Origin of the sequence: Thauera chlorobenzoica, from assembly GCF_001922305.1 — a bacterium.
GTDB lineage: Bacteria > Pseudomonadota > Gammaproteobacteria > Burkholderiales > Rhodocyclaceae > Thauera > Thauera chlorobenzoica.
Window position 1 is genome coordinate 3,228,041 of record NZ_CP018839.1, and the last position, 22,713, is coordinate 3,250,753.

Genomic DNA, 22,713 nt, shown 5'->3' on the forward strand with positions numbered 1-22,713 from the left:
TCACGGGTTTCGGGCGGCCGGCCGTAGCACCGGTTCGGGCACCGGTGTCGGTGCCTCAGGCGCCATTGTGCACGGCCGCAGCTCGGTCACGCCACCGTCGGCGGGGAGGATTGCCGACAGCGGCACGCAGGCCGGCTCGCCCCCCTGCGCCGCCTCGCCCGTGCACCACTCGTAATCGGCGGTGTAGCCCGAGCGCGTCAGGCGCAGCACGGCGTGGCGGCTGCCGGGCCGCCATTCCCACACGCCGTCGCGCAGCACCGCCCCGGCCGGCGGCTCCATCCCGGCACCAAAGCCGCGCACGCGCACGGCCTCCAGCACCAGCGCCGCCGCCTCCACCCGCCAGCGCTCCTCCCAGCGCACCTTTTCAATCGAGTGCGTCCACGCCAGGGTGAACGCATTGACCGCCAGCGCCACGCTGGCGACGCTGGTGGCGAGGCAGGCGCCGATCACACCGTCAGCGCCTGCGCACTGCGCGAGCGCCAGATGTGCCAGCCGAGCACGAGCGCGGCGAGGGCAAAGCCGGCCTCGTCGGTGAGCGGCAGGGCGACCACCAGCAGCGAGGCGGCGGCGAAGGCGAGCAGGCGTTCGAGCAGGTTCAGCGCCGAGCGCAGGTGGCCGACCACCGCGATGCCCCACAGGCTGACCGCGAGCAGCGCCTTGAACACCACGTAGAAGGTCGCTTCGAGCCCCTTGTCGCCCTGCAGCATCAGCTCCGGCGCATACACCGCCATGTAGGGCACGACGAAGCCGGCGATCGCGATCTGCACCGCGCGCAGGCCGATCTTGAGCCCCGACTCCTTCGCGATCGGCGCCGCGGCGAAGGCCGCCAGCGCCACCGGCGGGGTCAGGTCGGCCATGATGCCGAAGTAGAAGACGAACATGTGCGACACCACCAGCGGCACCCCCAGCTCGAGCAGCGCGGGCGCGGCGATCGAGCTGGTGATGATGTAGTTGGGGATGGTCGGAATCCCCATCCCCAGCACCAGGCAGGTCAGCATCGTCAGCACCAGCGACAGGAACAGGCTCTCGCCGCCGATCTGGATGATGTAGCCGGCGAACGCGGTGGCGCCGCCGGTCAGGGTCAGCGAGCCGATGATCACCCCCACCAGGGCGCAGGCGACGCCCACCGGCAGCGCGTGCAGCGCGCCGTCGACGAGCGCGGTGACGGCCACGCGCAGCGTCGCCCGCCCGTCCTGGCGCGGTGCCAGCAGCACCGCGAGCACGGCGATGACGGCGACGACGGCGACGATTCCGACCTTGGCGAAGGCCGAGCACGCCAGCCCGAGCGCGATCCAGAACAGCAGGCGCAGCGAGGTGCCGTTGAGCCGCCCGGAGAAGGAGGCGCCGAAGATCAGCACCACCGTCAAGGCGAGGCCGACCATGCCCGAGAACATCGGCGTGAACCCGGCGAAGAGCAGGTACACCAGGCTGATCAGCGGCAGCAGCAGGTACCAGCGCTGGCGGATCGCCGCCCACGGGTCGGGGCACTCGGCCTTCGGCAGGCCCTTCAGCCCGGCGCGGCCGGCTTCCAGGTGCACCATCCAGAACACGGTGAAGAAGTACAGCATGGCTGGAATCGCCGCCGCCTTGGCGATCTCGACGTAGGGCACGTTGATCGTCTCGGCCATGATGAAGGCCACCGCGCCCATCACCGGCGGCATGATCTGCCCGCCCATCGAGCTTGTCGCCTCGACCGCGCCGGCGAAGGCCGGCTTGTAGCCGAACTTCTTCATTAGCGGGATCGTGAACTGGCCGGTGGTGACGACGTTGGCCACCCCCGAGCCGTTGATCGTGCCCATCAGCCCGGACGACACCACCGACACCTTGGCCGGCCCACCCTTGGTGTGGCCGACGGTGCCGAGCGCGAAGTTGGTGAACAGGTCGATCATGCCCGCCTGCTCGAGGAAGGCGCCGAACAGGATGAAGAGGAAGATGTAGGAGGAGGACACGTAGGTCGGCGTGCCGTAGATGCCCTCGGTGCCGAAGGCGAGCTGGCCGACGACCTGATCGAGGCCGTAGCCGCGGTGCGCCAGCGCCCCCGGCAGGTATTCGCCGAACAGCGCGTAGCACAGAAAGCCGAGACAGATCAGCGGCAGCGCGAGGCCCATGATGCGGCGCGCGGCCTCGAACACCAGCACCAGGGTGATGACGCCGACCACCATGTCGGCATCGGTCAGCTCGCCGGCACGCTGCACCAGATCGGCCTCGAACACCCAGTGGTAGCCCGACAGGATCAGCGCGGCGAAGCCCAGCGCCTTGGTCGCGAGGCTCGTCCGCCCCTGGCCGCCCTGCCAGGGATGAAGCAGGAAGGTCAGCAGCAGCAGGAAGCCGACGTGCAGCGCACGCACGACGGTGCTCGACAGCGGACTGAAGGCCGAAGTGACGAGCTGGAAGGTGGAGAACAGGATGGCGCTGAAGAAGACCACGCGCAGCATCTTCTTGGTCGCCTCGGCAGCGGGCGAAACGGCGGTAGCAGTCATGACGGCCCCGGTCTGGAAATCGGCGGGAAAGCGGGGGGAGTCCGGCCCGGCCCCGGCCGCGGCGCTCACGCCGGGCGGGGGCCAGGTCCGGCCTCGGAGCGAGGGCTTACTTGATCAGGCCTTGCTCGCGGTAGTACTTCTCCGCACCCGGGTGGAGCGGCACCGGCAGGCCCTCGATCGCCTTCTCGAGCTTGATCTGGCGCGCGGCGGAGTGCGAATTGCCGAGGCGCTCGAGGTTGTCGAAGATACCCTTGGTCATCTGGTAGACAACTTCGGCCGGCACCTTGTCGTGGGTGATCAGCAGGTTGTTGATCGCCACGGTGTCGACATCGGCGCTCTGCCCTTCGTAAGTGCCGGCCGGCACCTTGGCCGACTGATAGGCGGCATCACCGACCTTGGCGACGACCTCGGCCGGGATCGGCACGAAGTTCACCTTCACTGCGGCGGAGAGATCGCGCAGCGCCGCCACGCCGAGGCCGGCCGACTGCAGGGTGACGTCGATCTGGCGGTTCTTCATCAACTCGACCGATTCGCCGAAGGGCAGGTATTCGACCTTGGCGAAATCGGCATAGGTCAGGCCTGCCGCCTTCAGGATCGCGCGGGCGTTGATCTCGGTGCCCGAGCGCGGCGCCCCGACCGAGATGCGCTTGCCCTTGAGGTCGGCAAGCGAATGGATGTTGGCGTCGGCCAGGGCGACGATCTGGATGTAGTTGGGGTACACGGAGGCGACCGCGCGCAGCTTGTCGAGCGGCTTGGCGAAGCCCGCCTCGGCATTGCCCTTCCACGCGTCCGACACCGAGTCGGCGAGCGAGAAGCCGATCTCGCCGCGGCCGGCCTGCAGCAGGTTGAGGTTCTCGGCCGAAGCCTTGGTCGCCTGCACCTGGACCTTGCTGTCGGGAATAGCCTCGCCGTAGACCTGCGACAGGGTGACGCCGAGCGGATAGTAGACACCGCTGGTGCCACCGGTCAGCACATTGACGAAGGTCGCCGCCGAGGCCGCGGACGTGACCGCGACGAACAGGGTGCCGAGCGCGCATTTGCGGATCAGGGATTTCATCGGGAAGCCTCCTCGAATTAGAACGGATTATTTGCCCATCAGTGAGCGGGAACACTTTAGCAACCCCCGTGCCACCGGCGCACGCCTTGCCGGATTGGCGTTTTCCCTGATTCTGCGGGCTTTCCGGCGCGCTGCGGGGCGCTGTCGCTGCCCGCCTTGCGCGGATCTTCGGAACAGACCAGCGTGCGCTGTCGGCGATCCCGCACACTGCAGTGCACAATCCGCCGTCATGACGGAAGACGCCCTCTTCCCAGCACCCCGGCCGATCTGCTACAACCCGCTTCCCACCGCCATGAAAGGCGGTACCGGGCCCGCGCAGGCGGGCCGCAAGCATTCGGGAGCACCATGGAAACCGTCGATTGCGTGGTCATCGGCGCCGGCGTCGTCGGGCTGGCCTGCGCGCGCAGCCTGGCCGAGGCCGGGCGCGAAGTCGTCATCCTCGAGCGCGAGACGGGCTTTGGCAGCGGCATCAGCGCGCGCAACAGCGAAGTCATCCACGCCGGCCTCTACTACCCGCCCGGCTCGCTGAAGGCGCGGCTTTGCGTCGAGGGCCGCGAGCTGCTGTACGCCTGGTGCGCCGAGCGCGGCGTGGCGCATGCGCGCTGCGGCAAGCTCGTCGTCGCCGCGCGCGCCGAGCAGATGGACCGGCTGCAGCAGATCGCCGCGCGTGCCCGCGCCAACGGCGTGACCGACCTGCGCCTGCTCGAGCGCACCGAGGTCGCCGCGCTCGAACCCGCGCTCGACGTCCACGCCGCGCTGCTGTCGCCCTCCACCGGCATCGTCGACAGCCACGGCCTGATGCTGTCGCTGCTCGGCGCGGCCGAGGCGCGCGGCGCGATGCTCGCCCTGGGCAGTCCGGTGCTCGGCGGCGCGGCCGGGGGCGAGGGCATCGTCCTCGAAGTCGGCGGCGACGCGCCGAGCACACTGCGCGCGCGCTGCGTGGTCAATGCCGCCGGGCTGGACGCGGTCGCGCTCGGCCACGCCATCCGCGGCCCGGCCGCCACCCGCGCACCGCAGGCCCACTTCGCCCGCGGGGTGTATTTCAGCTACACCGGCAAGGCCCCGTTCTCGCACCTGATCTACCCGATCCCGGAGCCGGGTGGCCTGGGCGTGCACCTGACGCTCGACCTCGGCGGCCAGGCCAAGTTCGGCCCCGACGTGGAGTGGATCGATGCCCCCGACTACGCCGTCCACCCGGCGCGCGCCGCCGCTTTCTACACCGCGATCCGCGGCTGGTGGCCGCAACTGGAAGACGGCCGCCTGGAGCCGGGCTACGCCGGCGTGCGGCCCAAGATCGTCGGCCCCGGTGAGCCCGACGCCGACTTCCACATCGACGGCCCCGCCGCCCACGGCGTGCCCGGCCTGATCCACCTCTACGGCATCGAATCGCCGGGTCTCACCGCGGCGCTGGCGATCGGCGAGCAAGTCGCGGTGCTGGCGGGACGGGCGGCGTGAGCCGCCCACTGCCGTGGCCCATGCGAACCGCACGGCTCGAACGCCACGCGCATAGCACGCTCAGATGGCGGCAACCGGCTGCCTGAGAGAGGCCCCGCGCAGGCTACAGGACCGCGCGATAGATCGCGCAGACATCCTCAAACCCCATGTCGCACGGGTTGGTGGCGATCAGGCGCTGGATCTGGGTGACGACTTCGTCGGCCATCGACGGGATGTCCGCTGCGGTGACGCCGAAGTGGCTCATGCGCGTGGCGAGCCCGCCCCACCCTGCCATCGCCTCCATCGCCGCGACGAAGGCCGCGGCCGCTTCGGCGTCGGAGGCGAACGCCCGCCCGGGCAGCACGCACGGCGCCAGTTCGGCGTAGAGGGGAGTCGCCGCCCGCAGGTTGAAGCGCAGCACCGGCCCCATCACCAGAGCGTTGGCGTGGCCGTGGGGGACGTGGAAACGTGCGCCGAGCGGATAGGCCAGCCCGTGGATGGCGGCCACGGAGGCGTTGACGAACGCCATCCCGGCGAGCATCGCGCCTTCGAGCACCGCTGCGCGGGCCTCGAGATCGCCGCCGTCTTCGAGCACGCGCGGCAGCTTGCCCGCGAGCAGGGCGAGGGCCTTGCGCGCGAGGGCGTCGGCCACCGGGTTCTTCTTCGTCCGGCTGGTGTAGGCCTCGATCGCATGGACCATCGCGTCGAGCGCGGTGGCCGCGGTCACCCGTGGCGGCATCCCGGCGCTCAGCCCGGCGTCGAGCAGGGCGAGATCGGGCAGCAGCTGCGGCGCATAGACCGCTTTCTTCTCCAGGCTCTCGCAGGTGATCACCGACACCCAGGTGACTTCCGAGCCGGTACCGGCGGTGGTCGGCACCTGGATCAGCGGCAGGCGCCCGCCGCGCGCCCGATCGACGCCGTAGATTTCATCGATGTCCTGGCCCGAGCGCGCCAGCAGCGCGACGACCTTGGCGGTGTCGAGCGACGATCCGCCGCCCAGCCCGACGATGCCGTCGGCCCGGCCCTGCCCGGCGGCCTCGACCGCGCGGCGCACCATCGCCGCCGGGGGGTCGGCCTCGACCGCATCGAACAGCTGTGCGTCGAGCCCGGCCCGGCGCAGCGCCTCGATGGCGCGCGCGGCGATGCCGCAGGCGGCGATGCCGGGGTCGCAGACGATCAACGGGCGCCGCATCCCGAGTTCCTGCGCGAACTCGCCGAGGCGGTCGATCGCGCCGATTTCGGAAACGATGCGGGGCGGTGCGCGAAAGGTGAATGCCGTCATCGCCGCCTCCTCACCGGATCCCGCCCAGGCACAGGTACTTCATCTCGACGTAGTCCTCGATGCCGTACTTCGAGCCTTCGCGGCCGATGCCCGACTCCTTGACCCCGCCGAAGGGAGCGACCTCGGTCGAGATGATCCCTTCGTTGATACCGACGATGCCGTATTCCAGCCCTTCGGCGACACGCCACACACGGGCAATGTCCCTGGCGTAGAAATAGGCCGCCAGCCCGAACTCGGTGGCGTTGGCGAGGGCGATCGCCTCCGCTTCGGTGTGGAAGCGGAACAGCGGCGCCACCGGGCCGAAGATCTCCTCGCGCGCGACGCGCATCTGCGCGGTGACGCCGGTGAGGATGGTGGGCTCGTAGAACGTCCCACCCAGCGCATGGCGCCTGCCGCCGCAGAGCACCCGGGCGCCCTTGCCCACCGCGTCGGCGAGCAGGGTCTCGACCTTCGCCACTGCGTCGTCGTTGATCAGCGGGCCTTGCTCGACTTCACCGGAGAGGCCGGGGCCAACCCGCAGACGGGCCACCGCCTCGGCCAGCTTCGCGGCGAAGGCGTCGTAGATGCCGTCCTGCACCAGCAGGCGGTTGGCGCACACGCAGGTCTGGCCGGCGTTGCGGTACTTGGAGGCCATCGCCCCCGCCACCGCGGCGTCCAGATCGGCATCGTCGAAGACGATGAAGGGGGCATTGCCGCCGAGCTCCAGCGACACCTTCTTCACGCTGCCGGCGCACTGGCGCATCAGCAGCTTGCCGACCTCGGTGGAGCCGGTGAAGGAGAGCTTGCGCACGGTCGGGTTGGCGGTGAGTTCGCCGCCGACTTCGGCGGCGCGGCGCGTGGTGACGATGTTGAGCACGCCTTTCGGCAGGCCGGCGCGCTCGGCCAGCACCGCGAGCGCGAGCGCGCACAGCGGCGTATCCTCGGCAGGCTTGATCACCATCGTGCACCCGGCGGCGAGCGCCGGGCCGGCCTTGCGCGTGATCATCGCGATCGGGAAGTTCCACGGGGTGATCGCCGCCACCACGCCGATCGGCTCCTTCAGCACGACGATGCGCTTGTCCGCGCCGTGGCTCGGAATGACGTCGCCGTAGATGCGCTTGCCCTCCTCGGCGAACCACTCGATGAAGGCGGCGCCGTAGGCGACTTCGCCGCGCGCCTCGGCGAGCGGCTTGCCCTGCTCGGAAGTCATCAGCACGGCGAGGTCGTCCTGGTTCGCCAGGATCAGCTCGAACCACGTGCGCAGCACCGCGGCGCGCTCCTTTGCGGTCCGCGCCCGCCAGGCCGGCAGCGCCGCGGCCGCAGCGTCGATCGCACGCCGGGTCTCGGCCGCCCCCATGTCGGGCACGCGCGCCAGCACGCGGCCGTCGGCGGGGTCGGTGACCTCGAACCGGGCGCCGTGATCGGCCCCGGTCCAGGCGCCGTCGATATAGGCCAGCTCGCGCAGCAGCGCGGAATCCTTCAGTTGCATCATGCGTCCCTCAATCTCGTTTCAGGGTGTTCAAGAAGTGATCGGCGGCCCGACGGGCGCGGCGCCCTCCCGGCCGGGAGCCGGGCGCACCGTTACCGGACCCAGGCCTTACAGGACCGAAGCGTAGAGCACACGCACATCAGCTTCGGTGAGCTCACGCGGATTATTGACCAGAAGACGCTGGATATTCATGACGTCGCGCGCGAGCCGCCCGAGATCGCCTTCGCCGACGCCGAGCTCGCTCAGCCGCTGCTCGAACGGCATTTCCGCGACCAGCCCGGCGATGGCATCGATGAAGGCCTGCGCGGCCTCGTCGATGCCGGCGAACACACGCCCGGGGAAGACGACTTCGGCCAGCTCGGCGTACAGTGCGGCTGCCGCCGGTTTGTTGAAGGCCAGCACCGGCGCCAGCACGAGCGCATTGCTCAGCCCGTGCGGCACGTGGTAGTGGCCGCCGAGCGGATAGGCCAACGCATGGACCGCGGCCACCGGCGCATTGGCGAACGCCATCCCGGCCAGCAGCGAGCCCTGCAGCATCGCCGAGCGCGCCGCCAGGTCGGTACCGTCGGCGATCACCTTGCGGATGTTTGCGTACAGCAGTTCGAGCGCCTTCACCGCGAGCGCATCGGACAGGGGGTTCTTCTTGTGGCGGCTGGTGTAGGCCTCGATCGCGTGCACCATCGCATCGATCCCGGTCATCGCGCTGACCCGGGCCGGCAGGCCCACCGTCAGCGCACCATCGAGGACCGCGACATCGGGGTACAGCACCGGCGACACCACCCCTTTCTTTTCCTGCGTCGGCGTGGTGACGATCGCGATCGGGGTCACTTCCGAACCGGTACCGGCGGTGGTCGGGACCTGGATCAGCGGCAGCCGCGGCCCCTTGGCGAGGCCGATGCCGTAGACCTCGGGCAGCGCCTGCGGCGTCCCCGCGAGCAGGGCGACCAGCTTGGCGGTGTCCATCGAACTGCCGCCGCCGAGGCCGATGATGCCGTCCACCGCCGCGGCGCGCGCCGCCTCGACCGCGGCCAGCACCGACGCTTCGGGCGGATCGGCGAGCACGTCGGTAAATAGCGTCACCGCCACGCCGGCGGCCTGCAGGCCCTCGAGGGCACCATCGAGCACGCCCGCCTGTACCAGCCCGCGGTCGGTGACGATCAGCGCGTGGCCGATCCCCAGCTCCGCGGCCAGTTCGCCGAGGCGCGCGGCGGCGCCGGGTTCGCACACGATGCGCGGGGTGGTTTCAAACACGAAATGAGTCATGGTCGCTTCCTTCTGGGCGGATCAGGCGGCCTCGACCACGCCACGCTCGATGCGATAGCTGCGGTCGACGAGGTCGGCGGAGTGGACGTCATCGGATTCCGAGAGCACGACGGACATGCCCTCGTTGCGCAGTTCGGCGATGACTTCGGTCAGGCGGCGGGAGAGCACCGGGGCGACGCCCTCAAAGGGCTCGTCGAGCAGCAGCAGGCGGCGCCCCGGCATCAGGGCGCGGGCCAGCGCGACCAGCTTCTGCTGCCCTCCGCTCAACTGCAGCGCGCGCCGGTCGCGGAACTCGCGGACTTCGGGCATCAGGCCGTAGATCCAGTCCAGGCGCTCGGCGGCATCCCGGATGCCGTTCGCCCACGCCGGCATCAGGATGTTCTCCTCCACGGTGAGTTCGGGAATCAGCCGCCGGTCTTCGGGCATGTAGCTCACGCCGAGGGCGGCGCGTTTGTAACCGGGCACGTTCGTCATGTCCTCGCCGTCGATGCGGATCGTGCCCGAATCGCCCGCCAGCAGCCCCATGATGCTGCGCATCAGGGTAGTCTTGCCGGCGCCGTTGCGGCCGATCAGGCCGACCATCGCGCCCGCGGGGACTGCCATCGTCACCTCGCGCAGGATCGGGATGCGGTCGATCGATACGTTCAGCCCTCGAATTTCCAGTGTCATGCTACCCTCCGTTCGCGCGCCGCCGCCGGCCGGCCATGGCCGATGACCAGTTCCTGAACCCGGCTGTCGGCAAACACCGCCGCCGGGCTGCCATCGCTGATGATTTCCCCGCTGTAGAAGGCGAGCACGCGCGACACGTAGCGCTCGACGATCTCCATGTCGTGCTCGACGAAGAGCACGGTCACGCCGTGGTGGCGCACCGCCCTCATCACGGTGTCCATCAACGGGAACTTTTCTTCCACGCTGACGCCGCTGGTCGGTTCGTCGAGGAGCAGCATGCGCGGCTTGCCGATCAGCGCCATGGCGATGTCGATCAGCTTGCGCGCACCCTGCGGCACGGCACGCACGATGGCATCGCGGTAACGCTCGACCGCGAACTCGGCGAGGATTTCGTCGGCGCGGGCGATGCGTGCGGGCGTGTGCAGCCGGGCGAAGAACGGCGGGCGGGCGCTTTCGGCCGCCACCAGCGCGATCAGCAGGTTGTCGAGCACGCTGAGCTCGGGGAACAGCTGCGCCATCTGGAACGAGCGCGTCATGCCGCCACGGATGATCTGGCGCGGCGGCTGGCCGACGATGGAGCGCCCTTCGAAGAGGATCTCGCCCGACGAAGGCGGCAGGTAGCCGGTCACCATGTTGATGAAGGTGGTCTTGCCGGCGCCGTTCGAGCCGATCACGCCGACGACTTCGCCCTTGTCGATCCGCACGTTGAGCTCGCGCGCCGCGGTGACCGCACCAAAGCTGCGGTTGAGGCTGCGGGTTTCGAGGATCGCGCTCATGCCGCCGCCCTCCGCTTGCCCGCAACCAGGCTCCACAGCCCCTTGGGCAGGAACACGATGATGCCCAGCAGGACGAAGCCGAGGATCATCTGCCACGAATGCGGCGCCAGCTCGAGCGCGTAGGTGCGCACCAGGGCGAACAGCACGGCGGCGATGAAGGGCGCGGCGACGTGCGCGGTACCGCCAAGCAAGGCGATGAAGACGAACTCGCCGGAGGTGGTCCAGAACGCCATTTCCGGATCGACGTGTCCGGTGGCGAACGCGGTGAGCGCGCCGCCCACCGCGGAGATGCCGGCCGCGAACAGGTAGTTGGCGTAGAGGATCCAGCGCGGCGACAGGCCGAGGAACTCGACCCGGATCTCGTTTTCCTTGATCGCCTCGCTGACCCCACCGAGGCCCGAGCGCAGGTAGCGGTTGAGCGCCAGCGCGAGCACGCCGGCGACGACCACGGTCAGCACGAAGAGCGCCAGCTTCTGGTCCTCGCCCCCCGGCGCCCAGCCGAGGAAGGTCGGCGCATGCACGTTGAAGCCGTCGGTCGAGCCCAGCGCCGGGTTCTTCACGATCAGCCCGTACAGGATCATCGAGAACGCCAGCGACAGCATCGCGAAGAAGATGTCGCGGTAGCGCGTCATCAGCAGGCCGAGCACCGCCGCCGCCGCGACGGCCACCGCCACCCCCAGGCCGAGCAGCACGAAGACGTCGTGGATGTCGAGAAAGGCACCGCCCATCCCCACGCTGTAGCCGCCGATGCAGAAGAACAAGCCCTGGCCGAAGGACACCAGCCCGGCGCGCATCTGCATCACCACGCCTTGCACCACCAGGGCCTTGGCGATCGCCAGGGTGAGGATGAAGGCGAGCCAGTTGGGCATCACGAACCCGGCCACGATGAGGCCGAGGGTGGCAGCGATCAGCCAGACTTCGGTTTTTTCCGCTTTGAACATCAGATTTTCCTCGCCAGATTGCGCCCGAACAGCCCCTGCGGCCGTACCGCAAGCACCAGGGACATGACGCCATAGATCACGAACAGCTCGACCTCGGGTGCCAGATGCACCGCGACCGAGCGCGTCAGCCCGACCAGCAGCGCGCCGACGATGGCGCCCTCGATGCTGCCCAGGCCGCCGACGACGACCACCGCGAAGGCGAGCACGATCACTTCCACGCCGATGCCGGGCGACACCGAGATCGCCGGCGCGGTGAGCGCCCCGGCGAGCGTTCCGAGCGTGGTGCCGACGACGAAGGTGAGGGCGAACATCAGCTTCACGTTCACCCCCATGGCGACGGCGATCTCGCGGTCCTGGATCACCGCGCGCAGCACCTTGCCGGTGTGGGTACGGTTCAGGATCAGCCAGCAGCCGGCACCGATCAGCACCGACACCAGGATCAGCAGCAGGTCGTAGTTGGCGAAGGTGAGCCCGCCGATGTCACTGCGCCCGAGCAGGCTGTAGGGCTGGTAGGTGAAATAAGGATCGACGCCGAAGATCAGCTTGGTGGTGTCCTCGAGGATCAGCAGCAGCGCGTAGGTGATGATCACCATCAGCAGTTCGTCACGCTTGTACATGAACTGCAGCAGCCCCTGCTCGACCAGCCAGCCAACCAGCAGGCCGGAGCCGAGGGCGGCGACCAGCAGCAGGACATAGCTCCAGTAGGGGGCGCCGTCGCCGCCAGCGAAATACCAGCCGACGAGCGCTGCGCCGGTGTAGGCACCGATGGCGTAGAAGCTGCCATGGGCCATGTTGAGGATGCGCATCACCCCGTAGATGACGGTCAGACCGGCCGCCACCAGGAACAGCCAGGAGGCGTAGATCATCCCGTCGATCAGGATTGCATAGAGCGTGGTCATGCTCGTTGCTCCGGTGAGAGTGGGTGGGACGGAAATGGGTGAAACAGAGAAAACGAAAGGGGACAAAAGGACCCGGCGGCCTTGCCGCCAGCCGGGTCCTGCCGCCGTGCCTCAGTTACACTGCGCGCCCGGGAATCCGGCCTTGATCCACTCGCTCGCCGACGTGCCGTCGGGCGGGGTCACGCACTCGCCGCCGTAGGCTTTGACATTGGCCACGGTAGCCTTGCCGGTCTTGGCGTCGAACCGGTATTCGCCATAGGCGATGCCCTGCAGCGCCTGGTGGCCGCCGGCGCGCGCCATCTGCACCGTGCCCGAGACCGACTCGAAGCTAAGCCCCTTGAAGCTGGCGACGATCGCCTCCTTGGCCGGAATCTCGCCCGGCTTGGCGGCGGCCTTTTCCACCGCGGCCTTCAGGCCGAGGATCGCCTGCGCCATCTTGTAGGCGGGATAGGTCGGGTCGATCTCGGCCTTCGCGCGATAGGCCTCGCGGAACCAGTTGCTGAGCACGGTATCCGGCGCGAACGCACCGAACGGCCCGCGCGCGCCGATCACCAGGCCATTGGGGGCCTGACCCTTGAAGCGGTCGAGCGCCGATTCGCCGCAGGTCAGCACCGCGGTGCGCTTGTCGAACAGGCCGCGCGCCGAGCCCTGCAGCACGAACGCCTCCATGTCGCCGCCCCAGAAGCTGCTGTGGATGACGTCGGGCTTGCTCACGCTGATCGCCGAGATTTCGGCGCCGTACTGGCCCTGGAACAGCTTCGGGAGCTGCTCGGTCGCCACCTTGACGCCGGGCTCGAGCTGCTTGATCGCGGCCGAGAAGTCGCCCCAGGAATCGTGCCCCCAGGCGTAGTTCTGCTGGATGCTCGCCACCGATTCGATCTTGCGCCCGCTGTCGACCAGGTAACGCGCCGCGCCGATGTTGTCGATCGCCGCATCGAGACCGGTGCGGAAGACGTAGGCCGGGTTCTTGTTTTCCTCGAACAGGCGCGAAGTGCCGCAATCGAACAGCACGGTGGGCATCTTCAGCTCTTCGGCGACCGGGGCCACCGCCAGGCAGTCACCGGAGGAGATGTAGCCGATCACCGCATCGACCTTGTGGCGCTGGGCGAGGTTGCGGAACTCTTCCACCTGCTTCGAGGCGCCGCCGTTCTCATCGACCTCGATCACCTCGATGTCGACGCCGTTGATCCCCTTCAGCCCGTAAGGCGCGGGTACCTTGGCCGCATTCAGCGCCTCCACCATCACCTTCGCGCCATTGAGCGAAGGCACGCCGAACGGGCCCGCTGCGCCGCCCGACAGGAAGGTGACGACACCGATGCGAAACTTGCCGTTGTCGGCCGCCTGGGCCGGCGCGGCGAGCGAAAACGCGGCGGCCACGGCGGCGGCGGTCAGCGAGGGGGCGATACGGGTGAGTCCTTTTTTCATCGAAAACTTCCTCCTGGATGGGCCGTTGTTGTCACGGCAATGAAGCTGCTGTACCCCTGGCCTGTGCCCGGCGCTCGCGAACGAGCGCCGGTGCCGGCATCAGGTCTTCGGCGCGATACACGCGCCACTTGCCCGCCATCACCCGCGCGGGCGGAAAGGAGGCGTCGGGCACGACTTCGCCGACGGCCTGCATCTGCACGATCTGGTGGGTGTCGGGATCGATCCACGAGGTGAAGCCCTCCGGGTCTTCGGGCAACTGGAGCCGGAGGCCTTCCATCGCCGCCACCAGGGCGTCGCTGTCCGCCCCGGCGCCGGCTTTGCGGATCGCCGCCGCGATCGCCAGGATTCCGCTGTAGGCACCCTGCGCGGCATAGGTCGGGTAGCGCCCTTCGGCACGGTGGAAAGCCTCGACGAAGCGGCGGTTGCGCTCGGTGTCGGGCCAGTTGTTGTGGTGGCGGGCGGAGACGATCAGCCCCGGCGGCGGCTGGTCGCCGAGCGCCACCATGACCTCGTAATTGGCCCCGGTATCGAAGTTGGCGAGGCGGATCTTCCTGAAGAAATCCGTCGTCGCCGCCTGCTTCAGGAAAGCGATGAAATCGCCCCCCCACAGCGCCGTCACCACGATGTCCGGTCCAGCCTGCATCAGCGCCTCGATGTAGGCCGAATAGTCGGGCTCGTAGAGCTTGGGCCAGAACGTGCCGACGAGCTCGAAGCGCACGCCGAGGCGCTCGAAGTTGCTCTTCAGGTCGTTCCACGAGACGTGGCCGTAGTCGTAATCCGGACCGATGAAGGCGAGCCGCTTCCAGCCCGTCTTTTGCTGCAGCTCGGCCAGGTAGTGGGCGCCGGCCGCCATCGAGATGTAGGAGTCGTTCGACACCCGGAAGTAGTACTTGTGGAAGGCCTCGATGGTGAGCCGGGAGGAGGCGTGATCGGTGCCGACCAGGATCACCTTGCGCTCGAGTGCAACCTGGCTGACCGCATGGGCGACGCCCGAACTGACCATGCCGCACAGGAAACGGGCCTGGTCGCGCCGGATGAAGTCCTCTGCAATGCGGACGGCGTAGGACGCCTTCGAGCGCGTGTCGTCGACCAGCACCCTGAGCCTGGGCGTCGAGGCATCCTGCGACGCGAGGTCGGCGAGCGCGAGCTTGATTCCGGCGATGCTGTCGCGCCCGTAGATGGCAGCCCGCCCGGTCATCGGGAACATGCAGCCGACCGTGACTTCAGCTTCCGCCGCCGCGCTCCCGACCTCCACCCGGGCCGCGGCCGGGGTGCTCAGGGCGAGCACCGCCAGCGCGGGCAGGGCACGCCGGCAGATCGCAAACAGGGAATCGAATCGGGCGCATGGCTGATTCACGGTGACATCTCCTCATGGCGTCGCTTCGGGCTCGAGGCCACGGCGACTTTGTGAAAGGTAAAAGCAAAGGCCATGCCAGCCTGCCGGAAAATTCCGCCAGGCCGCATGGCGACTGGAACTCAGAGGAATCCGACCCGGTTCGGTCGGAGGCTGGCGGCACGCCGCCGCGGCGCGCATGAGCGCAATCCGCTCATGCGCGCGCGCTCATGCGCGGATTGCGCTCATCACAGACCGAGACGCTGCAGGCGACGCTTGAGCGCGTGGCGGGAAATGCCGAGGATTTCCGCAGCCCGGCCCTTCTGGCCGCCGGCCCGGGACAAGGCGTCTTCGAGGAGCTTGCGCTCCGCTGCGGCGAGCTGATGCTCGATCGGTCGCGCGCCGGCCCCATTGGCCTCCACGGCGAACCGGGCCGGCGGCGCAAGAGCGGGAGCCGTGGCGGTGATCTCGTGCGGCAGCTCGGAGGGCACGATCAGCCGGCCAGGCAGCAGGATGGTCAGGCGCTCGACGAGGTTCTTCAGCTCGCGGACGTTGCCGGGCCACGGATAGGCGAGCAGCACCTGTCCGGTCTCGTCGGAGAAGCGGATCGGCGGGCAATGTTCTTCGCGCGCATAACGTTGGGCAAAGTGCCGCGCGAGCTCGACGATGTCCGCCCCGCGCTCACGCAGCGGCGGGATGCGCAGCTGGATCACGTTCAGGCGGTAGTACAGATCCTCGCGGAAGCGCCCAAGCCTGACTTCCTGCGCCAGATCGCGGTTGGTCGCGGCGACGACGCGCACGTCGGTATCGAGCGCGCGCCCCGAACCGATCGGCCGGTAACTGCCATCCTCGAGAAAATGGAGGAACTTCGCCTGCAGCGCCAGCGGCAGCTCACCGATCTCGTCGAGAAAGAGGGTGCCGCCGTCGGCGAGCGCGACCAGCCCGGTGCGCTTCTGGTGAGCGCCGGTGTACGCCCCCTTCTCGGCACCGAACAATTCCGCCTCGATCAGCTGTTCGGGCAGCGACGCGCAGTTGACCTCGATGAACGGCCCGCCCGCGCGGGCGCTGCCGGCATGGACCGCGCGCGCCACCAGCGCCTTGCCGGTGCCCGATTCGCCGAGCAGCAGGACGCGCCCGGAGCTGCTGGCAGCGACGCGGCCGATGGTGTCGCCCAGTTCGCGCATCGCCGCGCTCTGCCCGACGAGTTCGCCGGAACCCACCACGGCCTGACGATGGAAGCTGATTTCGCTGCTCATGCGCTGACGTTCGAGCACCGAGGCGATCACATGGAACAGGTCGTCGAGCTCGAACGGCTTGCTCAGGTAATCGGCCGCGCCCTTCTTCACCGCCTGGACCGCGGCGCGGGTATCACCGTGGGCCGAGATCATGATCACCGGCAGCTCGGGCTGGTCGTGCAGCAGGCGGTCGAGCACGTCCAGGCCGGACATGTCGGGCAGGCGCAGGTCCAGCAGCACCGCCGCCGGCTGCACCGTGCCGACCGCGGCCAGCCCCTGCGCGCCGGTGTGGGCGCCATGCACGGCGTAGCCCTCGTTCTTGAGCGCGAAGCTCAGGGAACGGACCAGCGCCAGTTCGTCGTCGATGATCAGGATCGCACTCACGGCTCGTGTTTCTCCATCGGCACGATGAGTCGGACCGTCGTCCCCGCCCCGGGGGCGCTGCCGATCTCCAGGCGCCCGCCCTGCAGCTCCGCGAGCTGGCGCGCGATGCTCAGCCCGAGGCCGGTTCCCTTGGGCTTGGTGGTGAAAAAGGGATCGGTGATCCGTGCCAGGTGAGCCTCGGCGATGCCGGCGCCGGTGTCCCGCACCTCGATGCCGGCTTCCCGCCCCGTGCGGATCGCGCGCACCCTCACGCTGCCACCGGCCGGCGTGGCCTGGACGGCGTTGATGACCAGATTGACGATCACCTGGATCAGCTGGTCGCGGTCGGCATGGAGCACGATGTCGGTCGCGCCATCGACCCTCAGCACGACGCCCGCCTCGTGCGCCGGCGCCGCCATCAGCGCCTCGATGCGCGCCAGCAGCCCGGCGGCCGGCACGGGAGCGAGCTCGGGCGGACGAGGACGGCCGAATTCGAGCAAGTCCCCCATGACCCGGTTCAGGCGGTCGATTTCCGCACCGACGTCCTGGAGCAGTTCGCCGCGCTCCCGGTCCTTCTCGCCGCGGGCCAGCGCCTGCACGGTGGTCTTGATCGTCGCCAGCGGATTGCGGATCTCGTGGGCGACGCCGGTAGCGAACTCCCCCAGCACCGCCAGCCGTTCGACCCGCACGGTGCGTGCAATCAGCGCCTGCAGCCGCTCGGCCATGCTGTTGAACGCCGCCCCCACGGCGTCGATCTCGTCGCCGCCCCGGGTAGCGATGCGGTAGTCCAGGTTTCCCGCCGCCACCGCATCGGCACCGAGGGTGAGGCGGTCGACCCGGCGCCGCAGGCGCGCGGCCAGCCGCGCGAACAGCAGCGTGATCACGGCGATCGACACCAGGCTGACGAGAAACAGACTCTTCTGCGCGGTGATGAAGGGGCGAAACAGCTGATCGGGGTCGATCACCAGCATCGGCTGCCAGCCCGGCAGCACCTCGGGCCCGGCGACCATCTGCCGGCTGGGCGTGACCGCCTGCCCGACCACGTTGAAGTAGCCGCGCGGCGTCTTCAGCACCGGCTGCACGATGCCGGCGAGCGAGGCGCTGCCCAGCAGCTCGGTCACCGACGCCAGCCGCACATGCAAGGCGATGCTCCCCGACTCTTCGCCGATGGCAGACCGGCGCAGGGGCTGACGGATCAGGAACCAGCCCGAACTGCCGTCGTCCGGCGCGACCGGCCCGACCACATCGACGTCACCCGATACCGCCTTCATCACCGGCAGCCTGGCGAGGTCGAAGGACAAGCCGCTCCAGTACGGTGCGCCCGACGCGGCCTGCCCGGCGACGATGCGGGTCAGCGCTCCCGCGGGGTCGAACAGCAGGATTCCATACAGGTCGGGAACATCCGCCTCGAGACGCAGCAGCGCCTCGAGCTCGGTATCGGAGCGGGAAGTCCGCTGCTGGACCAGATAGGGCAAGGCGGGGTGATTCGAGAGCGTCTCGATCTGATAGACGCGGACATCGAAAAACGCCGTCAACCGGCTTGCCGTCGCGGTCAGCTGGGCACTCAGGCGCTCCCCGGTGATCTGGTCGAGCAGCGCGCTCGCATAACGGTCGTAGAGCGCGGCGACCACCACCATGGGCAGCACGGCGCCCAGCAGGGAAACCAGGAAGTACCTGCTGACGATACTGTTTCGTATGTTCACCGGTGACGACGACGCGCGGAAGACTCGGGCGCCAATTATGGGATAAATGCCCGGTAAACCCCAATCCGCTTGCACACCGCGAGCCGGGGCGCGGACCCTTGGCGTGCCGTGCAACGCGGCCCCTCGCGCGGTGAACAGCAAAAAAAAAAGCGGCAGCCAGGCCAGACTGGCCTGAGCATGCCGCGGAGAGGGAGAGGGAAAAAAACCGTTAAAAATTCAGATGGCTGCAGCCAGTTCGGGGACGATCTCGAACAGGTCGCCGACCAGGCCGTAGTCGGCGACCTGGAAGATCGGCGCTTCGGGGTCCTTGTTGATCGCCACGATCACCTTCGAGTCCTTCATCCCGGCCAGGTGCTGGATCGCGCCCGAAATGCCGATTGCGATGTAGAGCTGGGGGGCGACGATCTTGCCGGTCTGGCCGACCTGGTAGTCGTTGGGCACGTAGCCGGCATCGACCGCGGCGCGGCTGGCGCCGAGCGCGGCGCCGAGCTTGTCGGCGAGTGGCTCGAGCAGGGCGTGGTAGTTCTCGCCGCTGCCCAGGCCGCGACCGCCGGAGACGATGATCTTCGCCGCCCCCAGCTCGGGGCGGGCGCTCTTGGTGATTTCGCGCCCGACCAGGGCTGCAACGCCCAGGTCGGCTGCAGCGGCGACCGCCTCGATCGGGGCGGCACTCCCCTCGCCCGCGGCATCGAACGCGGTGGTGCGCACGGTGATGAGCTTGATCGCATCGGCGCTCTTGACCGTGGCGAGGGCGTTGCCGGCGTAGATCGGACGCACGAAGGTATCGGCCGCTTCGATCGCGACGATGTCGCTGATCTGGGCAACGTCGAGCAGCGCCGCCACCCGCGGCAGCATGTTCTTGCCCGCCGAGGTGGCCGGGACGAGCACGTGGCTGTAGTCGCCGGCGAGCCCCTTCACCAGCTCGGCGACGTTCTCCGCGGTCTGCGCCTCGTAGTGCGGCGCATCGCACACCCGCAGCTTGGCCACGCCGGCGATCTTCGCCGCCGCCTCGGCCGCCGCGCCGCAGCCGGCACCGGCCACCAGGACGTGGATGTCCGTGGCCAGCAGCGTGCCCAGCTTCGCCGCCGCGCTCACGGTGTTGAGGGTGGCGGCCTTGATCGAATGGTTGTCGTGTTCGGCAATGACGAGAATCGGCATGTTCAGATCACCTTCGCTACGTTCTTCAGTTTGTCGACCAGCTGCGCGACGTCGGCGACGCGCTCGCCCGCGCTGCGCTTGGGCGGCTCGGACACGCTCAGCGTGGTGAGGCGCGGCGCCACATCGACGCCCAGCTCGGCCGGCTTGACCGTGTCGAGCGGCTTTTTCTTCGCCTTCATGATGTTGGGGAGAGTGGCGTAGCGCGGCTCGTTGAGGCGCAGGTCGGTGGTGACCACCGCCGGCAGGCTCACCGACAGGGTTTCCAGCCCGCCGTCGATCTCGCGCGTGACCTGCGCACGGCCGCCTTCGAGCACCAGCTTCGAGGCGAAGGTCGCCTGCGGCCAGCCCGCCAGCGCCGCCAGCATCTGCCCGGTCTGGTTGGCGTCGTCGTCGATCGCCTGCTTGCCGCAGATCACCAGGTTCGGCGCTTCCTTGTCGCACACCGCCTTCAGCAGCTTGGCCACCGCCAGCGGCTGCAGCTCGACGTCCGTTTCCACCAGGATGCCGCGGTCGGCACCGATCGCCATCGCCGCGCGCAGGGTCTCCTGGCACGCGCCGAGGCCGCAGGTCACCGCCACCACTTCGCTCGCCACCCCGGCTTCCTTCAGCCGCACCGCCTCTTCCACCGCGATCTCGTCGAACGGGTTCATGCTCATCTTGACGTTGGCGATGTCCACGCCGCTGCCGTCGGCCTTCACGCGCACCTTGACGTTGTAGTCGACCACGCGTTTGACAGGTACCAGAATCTTCAAGGCAGGTTCTCCTTCAATCTGTTGTTTCAGACCACGCCGCTTGCGCGCAGGCCTGCGATGGTTTCGGCGTCGAGGCCGAGCGTTCCAGCCAGTATGGCCTCGGTGTGCTCACCGAGCATCGGCGGCGGCAGACGGTAGTCGACCGGGGTGGCCGACAGCTTCATCGGGTTCGCCACCTGCGGCACGCTCCCGGCGGCCGGGTGCGGCATCGTCACCTTCATCCCGCGCGCCAGCACCTGCGGGTCGGCAAAGACGTCGGCCAGGGTGTTGATCGGCCCGCAGGGCACGGCGAGCGCCTCGAGCATGGCGATCCAGTCGGCGGTGTTGCGCTCGACCGTCAGTTTTTTGAGCAGCGGAATCAGCGCCGCACGGTTTTCCACCCGCGCCCGGTTGGTGGCGAAGCGGGGGTCGGCGGCCAGCGCCGGCTGTCCGGCCGCCTCGCAGAAGCGGGCGAACTGGCCGTCGTTGCCGATCGCCAGGATCATGTAGCCGTCGGCGGTCGGGAAATCCTGGTAGGGCACGATATTCGGATGCGCATTGCCCAGCCGCTTCGGGTTCTGCCCGGTGGCGAGATAGTTCATCGCCTGGTTGGCCAGGCAGGCGATCTGGACATCGAGCAGGGCGAGGTCGATGTACTGCCCTTCGCCGCTCTTGTCCCGCCAGGCCAGCGCCGCAAGCACGGCGTTGGTCGCGTACAGGCCGGTGAGGATGTCGGTCAGCGCCACGCCGACCTTCATCGGTCCGCCGCCTTCCTCGCCGTCGGGGCGGCCGGTGAGGCTCATCAGCCCGCCCAGGCCCTGGATCAGGAAGTCGTAGCCGGCGCGCGGCGCGTACGGTCCGTCCTGACCGAAGCCGGTGATCGAGCAGTAGACCAGGCGCGGATTGACCGCCTTCAGGCTGTCGTAGTCGAGGCCGTACTGCTTGAGGCCGCCGGCCTTGAAGTTCTCCAGCACGACATCGGACTCGGCGGCGAGCTTCCTCACCAGCGCCTGCCCTTCCGGGCGGGTGATGTCGATCGTGATCGAGCGCTTGTTGCGGTTGGCGCACAGGTAGTAGGCGGCGACCGAGGTCTCCGCCCCCTGCTCGTCCTTGAGCCACGGCGGCCCCCAGCCGCGGGTGTCGTCGCCGACCCCCGGACGCTCGACCTTGATTACGTCGGCGCCGAGGTCGGCCAGCATCTGCCCGGCCCAGGGGCCGGCGAGGATGCGCGACAGATCGAGGATGCGGAGGTGAGAGAGGGCGCCGGGCATGATGCGTTCGCTGCGACTCAGTTGCTGAAGGCGGCGATGCCGGTGATGGCGCGGCCGAGGATCAGCGCATGGACGTCGTGCGTGCCTTCGTAGGTGTTGACCACTTCCAGGTTCACCAGGTGGCGGGCGACGCAGAACTCGTCCGAGATGCCGTTGCCGCCGAGCATGTCGCGGGCGACGCGGGCGATGTCCAGGGCCTTGCCGCAGGAGTTGCGCTTGACGATCGAGGTGATCTCGACCGGGGCGATGCCTTCGTCCTTCATCCGGCCGACGCGCAGCACGGTCTGCAGGCCGAGGGTGATTTCGGTCAGCATGTCGGCGAGCTTCTTCTGGATGAGCTGGTTGGCGGCGAGCGGGCGACCGAACTGCTTGCGGTCGAGCACGTACTGGCGCGCGGTCTCGTAGCAGGCCTCGGCGGCGCCGAGCGCGCCCCAGGCGATGCCGAAGCGGGCCGAGTTCAGGCAGGTGAAGGGGCCCTTCAGGCCGCGCACATCGGGGAAGGCGTTTTCTTCCGGGACGAAGACTTCGTCCATGACGATCTCGCCGGTGATCGAGGCGCGCAGGCCGACCTTGCCGTGGATCGCGGGGGCGGACAGGCCCTTGGCACCCTTCTCGAGGATGAAGCCGCGGATCTGGCCTTCGTCGTCTTTGGCCCACACCACGAACACGTCGGCGATCGGGCTGTTGGTGATCCACATCTTGCTGCCCGACAGGCTGTAGCCGCCAGCGACCTTCTTGGCGCGGGTGACCATGCTGCCCGGGTCGGAGCCGTGGTTCGGCTCGGTCAGGCCGAAGCAGCCGATCCATTCGCCGGTGGCGAGCTTGGGCAGGTACTTCTGCTTCTGGGCTTCGGTGCCGAATTCGTTGATCGGCACCATCACCAGCGAGCTCTGCACGCTCATCATGGAACGGTAGCCGGAGTCGACGCGCTCGACTTCACGCGCGATCAGGCCGTAGCAGACGTAGTTCATGTCCGAGCCGCCGTACTGCTCGGGGATGGTCGGGCCGAGCAGGCCGAGTTCGCCCATCTCGCGGAAGATCGCGGGGTCGGTCTTCTCGTGGCGGAAGGCTTCCTGCACGCGCGGCAGGAGCTGCTCCTGGCAATAGGCACGGGCGGTATCGCGCACCATGCGTTCGGTTTCGGTGAGCTGAAGGTCCAGCAGCAGCGGATCTTCCCAGTTGAACGTCGCCTTGTTCGAAGCCATGCCTATCTCCTGTTGCGTTC

The 22,713-nt window shown here is 68.8% G+C and carries 19 protein-coding genes; 1 reads left to right on the top strand and 18 read right to left on the bottom strand.

Going from position 1 to position 22,713, the window contains the following annotated elements:
- From Tchl_RS15025 to Tchl_RS15035, 3 genes are all read right to left on the bottom strand, one after another.
- Nucleotides 1-450, bottom strand: coding sequence for a DUF1850 domain-containing protein (locus Tchl_RS15025; RefSeq protein WP_232311602.1), 450 nt, complete (start codon nucleotides 448-450; stop codon nucleotides 1-3).
- Entirely contained in the window at nucleotides 447-2,480 is a 2,034-nt protein-coding gene (locus Tchl_RS15030; RefSeq protein ID WP_075149760.1) for a TRAP transporter permease, read from the bottom strand. The genes Tchl_RS15025 and Tchl_RS15030 overlap by 4 nt, the downstream gene beginning before the upstream one ends.
- A 106-nt stretch (nucleotides 2,481-2,586) precedes the next feature.
- The gene (locus Tchl_RS15035; RefSeq protein ID WP_075149110.1) at nucleotides 2,587-3,537 is read right to left on the bottom strand and encodes a TAXI family TRAP transporter solute-binding subunit; all 951 of its coding nucleotides are present in this window, start codon (nucleotides 3,535-3,537) and stop codon (nucleotides 2,587-2,589) included.
- Nucleotides 3,538-3,882: 345 nt separating this feature from the next.
- On the opposite strand from Tchl_RS15035, the gene Tchl_RS15040 reads away from it, so the two are divergent.
- On the top strand, nucleotides 3,883-4,992 hold the full coding sequence (locus Tchl_RS15040; RefSeq protein ID WP_075149111.1) for an NAD(P)/FAD-dependent oxidoreductase: 1,110 nt from the start codon (nucleotides 3,883-3,885) through the stop codon (nucleotides 4,990-4,992).
- A gap of 103 nt (nucleotides 4,993-5,095) precedes the next feature.
- Here Tchl_RS15040 and Tchl_RS15045 read toward each other — a convergent pair whose 3' ends face one another.
- From Tchl_RS15045 to Tchl_RS15115, 15 genes are all read right to left on the bottom strand, one after another.
- Nucleotides 5,096-6,253 carry an iron-containing alcohol dehydrogenase gene (locus Tchl_RS15045; RefSeq protein ID WP_075149112.1) on the bottom strand — a complete coding sequence of 386 codons (1,158 nt, stop codon included), beginning with the start codon at nucleotides 6,251-6,253 and terminating at the stop codon, nucleotides 5,096-5,098.
- A 10-nt stretch (nucleotides 6,254-6,263) separates the two neighbouring features.
- Complete coding sequence (gabD, locus tag Tchl_RS15050; RefSeq protein WP_075149762.1) at nucleotides 6,264-7,721, bottom strand: NADP-dependent succinate-semialdehyde dehydrogenase; 1,458 nt, start codon at nucleotides 7,719-7,721, stop codon at nucleotides 6,264-6,266.
- A gap of 108 nt (nucleotides 7,722-7,829) precedes the next feature.
- On the bottom strand, nucleotides 7,830-8,984 hold the full coding sequence (locus Tchl_RS15055) for an iron-containing alcohol dehydrogenase (RefSeq protein ID WP_075149113.1): 1,155 nt from the start codon (nucleotides 8,982-8,984) through the stop codon (nucleotides 7,830-7,832).
- A gap of 21 nt (nucleotides 8,985-9,005) precedes the next feature.
- Nucleotides 9,006-9,653 (bottom strand): ABC transporter ATP-binding protein, encoded by a 648-nt coding sequence (locus Tchl_RS15060; RefSeq protein ID WP_075149114.1) that lies wholly within the window; start codon nucleotides 9,651-9,653, stop codon nucleotides 9,006-9,008.
- Nucleotides 9,650-10,429, bottom strand: coding sequence for an ABC transporter ATP-binding protein (locus Tchl_RS15065; RefSeq protein ID WP_075149115.1), 780 nt, complete (start codon nucleotides 10,427-10,429; stop codon nucleotides 9,650-9,652). The genes Tchl_RS15060 and Tchl_RS15065 overlap by 4 nt, the downstream gene beginning before the upstream one ends.
- Nucleotides 10,426-11,370, bottom strand: coding sequence for a branched-chain amino acid ABC transporter permease (locus Tchl_RS15070; RefSeq protein WP_075149116.1), 945 nt, complete (start codon nucleotides 11,368-11,370; stop codon nucleotides 10,426-10,428). Before Tchl_RS15070 ends, Tchl_RS15065 begins: the two co-directional genes overlap by 4 nt.
- Nucleotides 11,370-12,269, bottom strand: coding sequence for a branched-chain amino acid ABC transporter permease (locus Tchl_RS15075; RefSeq protein ID WP_075149117.1), 900 nt, complete (start codon nucleotides 12,267-12,269; stop codon nucleotides 11,370-11,372). The genes Tchl_RS15070 and Tchl_RS15075 overlap by 1 nt, the downstream gene beginning before the upstream one ends.
- Nucleotides 12,270-12,380: 111 nt before the next feature.
- Nucleotides 12,381-13,694: an ABC transporter substrate-binding protein gene (locus Tchl_RS15080; protein WP_075149118.1), complete on the bottom strand. Its 1,314-nt coding sequence runs from the start codon at nucleotides 13,692-13,694 to the stop codon at nucleotides 12,381-12,383.
- A 31-nt stretch (nucleotides 13,695-13,725) separates the two neighbouring features.
- Nucleotides 13,726-15,051: an ABC transporter substrate-binding protein gene (locus Tchl_RS15085; protein WP_198158960.1), complete on the bottom strand. Its 1,326-nt coding sequence runs from the start codon at nucleotides 15,049-15,051 to the stop codon at nucleotides 13,726-13,728.
- 224 nt (nucleotides 15,052-15,275) lie between these two features.
- Nucleotides 15,276-16,646 carry a sigma-54-dependent transcriptional regulator gene (locus Tchl_RS15090; RefSeq protein ID WP_075149119.1) on the bottom strand — a complete coding sequence of 457 codons (1,371 nt, stop codon included), beginning with the start codon at nucleotides 16,644-16,646 and terminating at the stop codon, nucleotides 15,276-15,278.
- Nucleotides 16,643-18,328, bottom strand: a complete 1,686-nt coding sequence (locus tag Tchl_RS15095; RefSeq protein ID WP_198158961.1) for a sensor histidine kinase — start codon at nucleotides 18,326-18,328, stop codon at nucleotides 16,643-16,645. Before Tchl_RS15095 ends, Tchl_RS15090 begins: the two co-directional genes overlap by 4 nt.
- Before the next feature lie 216 nt (nucleotides 18,329-18,544).
- Nucleotides 18,545-19,486: an electron transfer flavoprotein subunit alpha/FixB family protein gene (locus tag Tchl_RS15100; protein ID WP_075149120.1), complete on the bottom strand. Its 942-nt coding sequence runs from the start codon at nucleotides 19,484-19,486 to the stop codon at nucleotides 18,545-18,547.
- 2 nt (nucleotides 19,487-19,488) lie between these two features.
- A complete protein-coding gene (locus tag Tchl_RS15105) occupies nucleotides 19,489-20,238 on the bottom strand; it encodes an electron transfer flavoprotein subunit beta/FixA family protein (protein ID WP_075149121.1) in 750 nt (249 codons plus the stop codon).
- Between the two features lie 26 nt (nucleotides 20,239-20,264).
- Nucleotides 20,265-21,488: a CaiB/BaiF CoA transferase family protein gene (locus Tchl_RS15110; RefSeq protein ID WP_075149122.1), complete on the bottom strand. Its 1,224-nt coding sequence runs from the start codon at nucleotides 21,486-21,488 to the stop codon at nucleotides 20,265-20,267.
- A 17-nt stretch (nucleotides 21,489-21,505) separates the two neighbouring features.
- Complete coding sequence (locus Tchl_RS15115; protein WP_075149123.1) at nucleotides 21,506-22,693, bottom strand: acyl-CoA dehydrogenase; 1,188 nt, start codon at nucleotides 22,691-22,693, stop codon at nucleotides 21,506-21,508.
- Between the last annotated feature and the right edge of the window lie 20 nt (nucleotides 22,694-22,713).

Bases quoted from the DNA above. Each gene is read 5' to 3' on its own strand.
- Tchl_RS15080 (WP_075149118.1), bottom strand. From the start codon at position 13,694: ATGAAAAAAGGACTCACCCGTATCGCCCCCTCGCTGACCGCCGCCGCC.
- Tchl_RS15060 (WP_075149114.1), bottom strand. From the start codon at position 9,653: ATGACACTGGAAATTCGAGGGCTGAACGTATCGATCGACCGCATCCCG.
- Tchl_RS15030 (WP_075149760.1), bottom strand. From the start codon at position 2,480: ATGACTGCTACCGCCGTTTCGCCCGCTGCCGAGGCGACCAAGAAGATG.
- Tchl_RS15115 (WP_075149123.1), bottom strand. From the start codon at position 22,693: ATGGCTTCGAACAAGGCGACGTTCAACTGGGAAGATCCGCTGCTGCTG.
- Tchl_RS15075 (WP_075149117.1), bottom strand. From the start codon at position 12,269: ATGACCACGCTCTATGCAATCCTGATCGACGGGATGATCTACGCCTCC.
- Tchl_RS15055 (WP_075149113.1), bottom strand. From the start codon at position 8,984: ATGACTCATTTCGTGTTTGAAACCACCCCGCGCATCGTGTGCGAACCC.
- Tchl_RS15065 (WP_075149115.1), bottom strand. From the start codon at position 10,429: ATGAGCGCGATCCTCGAAACCCGCAGCCTCAACCGCAGCTTTGGTGCG.
- Tchl_RS15040 (WP_075149111.1), top strand. From the start codon at position 3,883: ATGGAAACCGTCGATTGCGTGGTCATCGGCGCCGGCGTCGTCGGGCTG.
- Tchl_RS15035 (WP_075149110.1), bottom strand. From the start codon at position 3,537: ATGAAATCCCTGATCCGCAAATGCGCGCTCGGCACCCTGTTCGTCGCG.
- Tchl_RS15100 (WP_075149120.1), bottom strand. From the start codon at position 19,486: ATGCCGATTCTCGTCATTGCCGAACACGACAACCATTCGATCAAGGCC.
- Tchl_RS15070 (WP_075149116.1), bottom strand. From the start codon at position 11,370: ATGTTCAAAGCGGAAAAAACCGAAGTCTGGCTGATCGCTGCCACCCTC.
- Tchl_RS15045 (WP_075149112.1), bottom strand. From the start codon at position 6,253: ATGACGGCATTCACCTTTCGCGCACCGCCCCGCATCGTTTCCGAAATC.
- gabD (WP_075149762.1), bottom strand. From the start codon at position 7,721: ATGCAACTGAAGGATTCCGCGCTGCTGCGCGAGCTGGCCTATATCGAC.
- Tchl_RS15110 (WP_075149122.1), bottom strand. From the start codon at position 21,488: ATGCCCGGCGCCCTCTCTCACCTCCGCATCCTCGATCTGTCGCGCATC.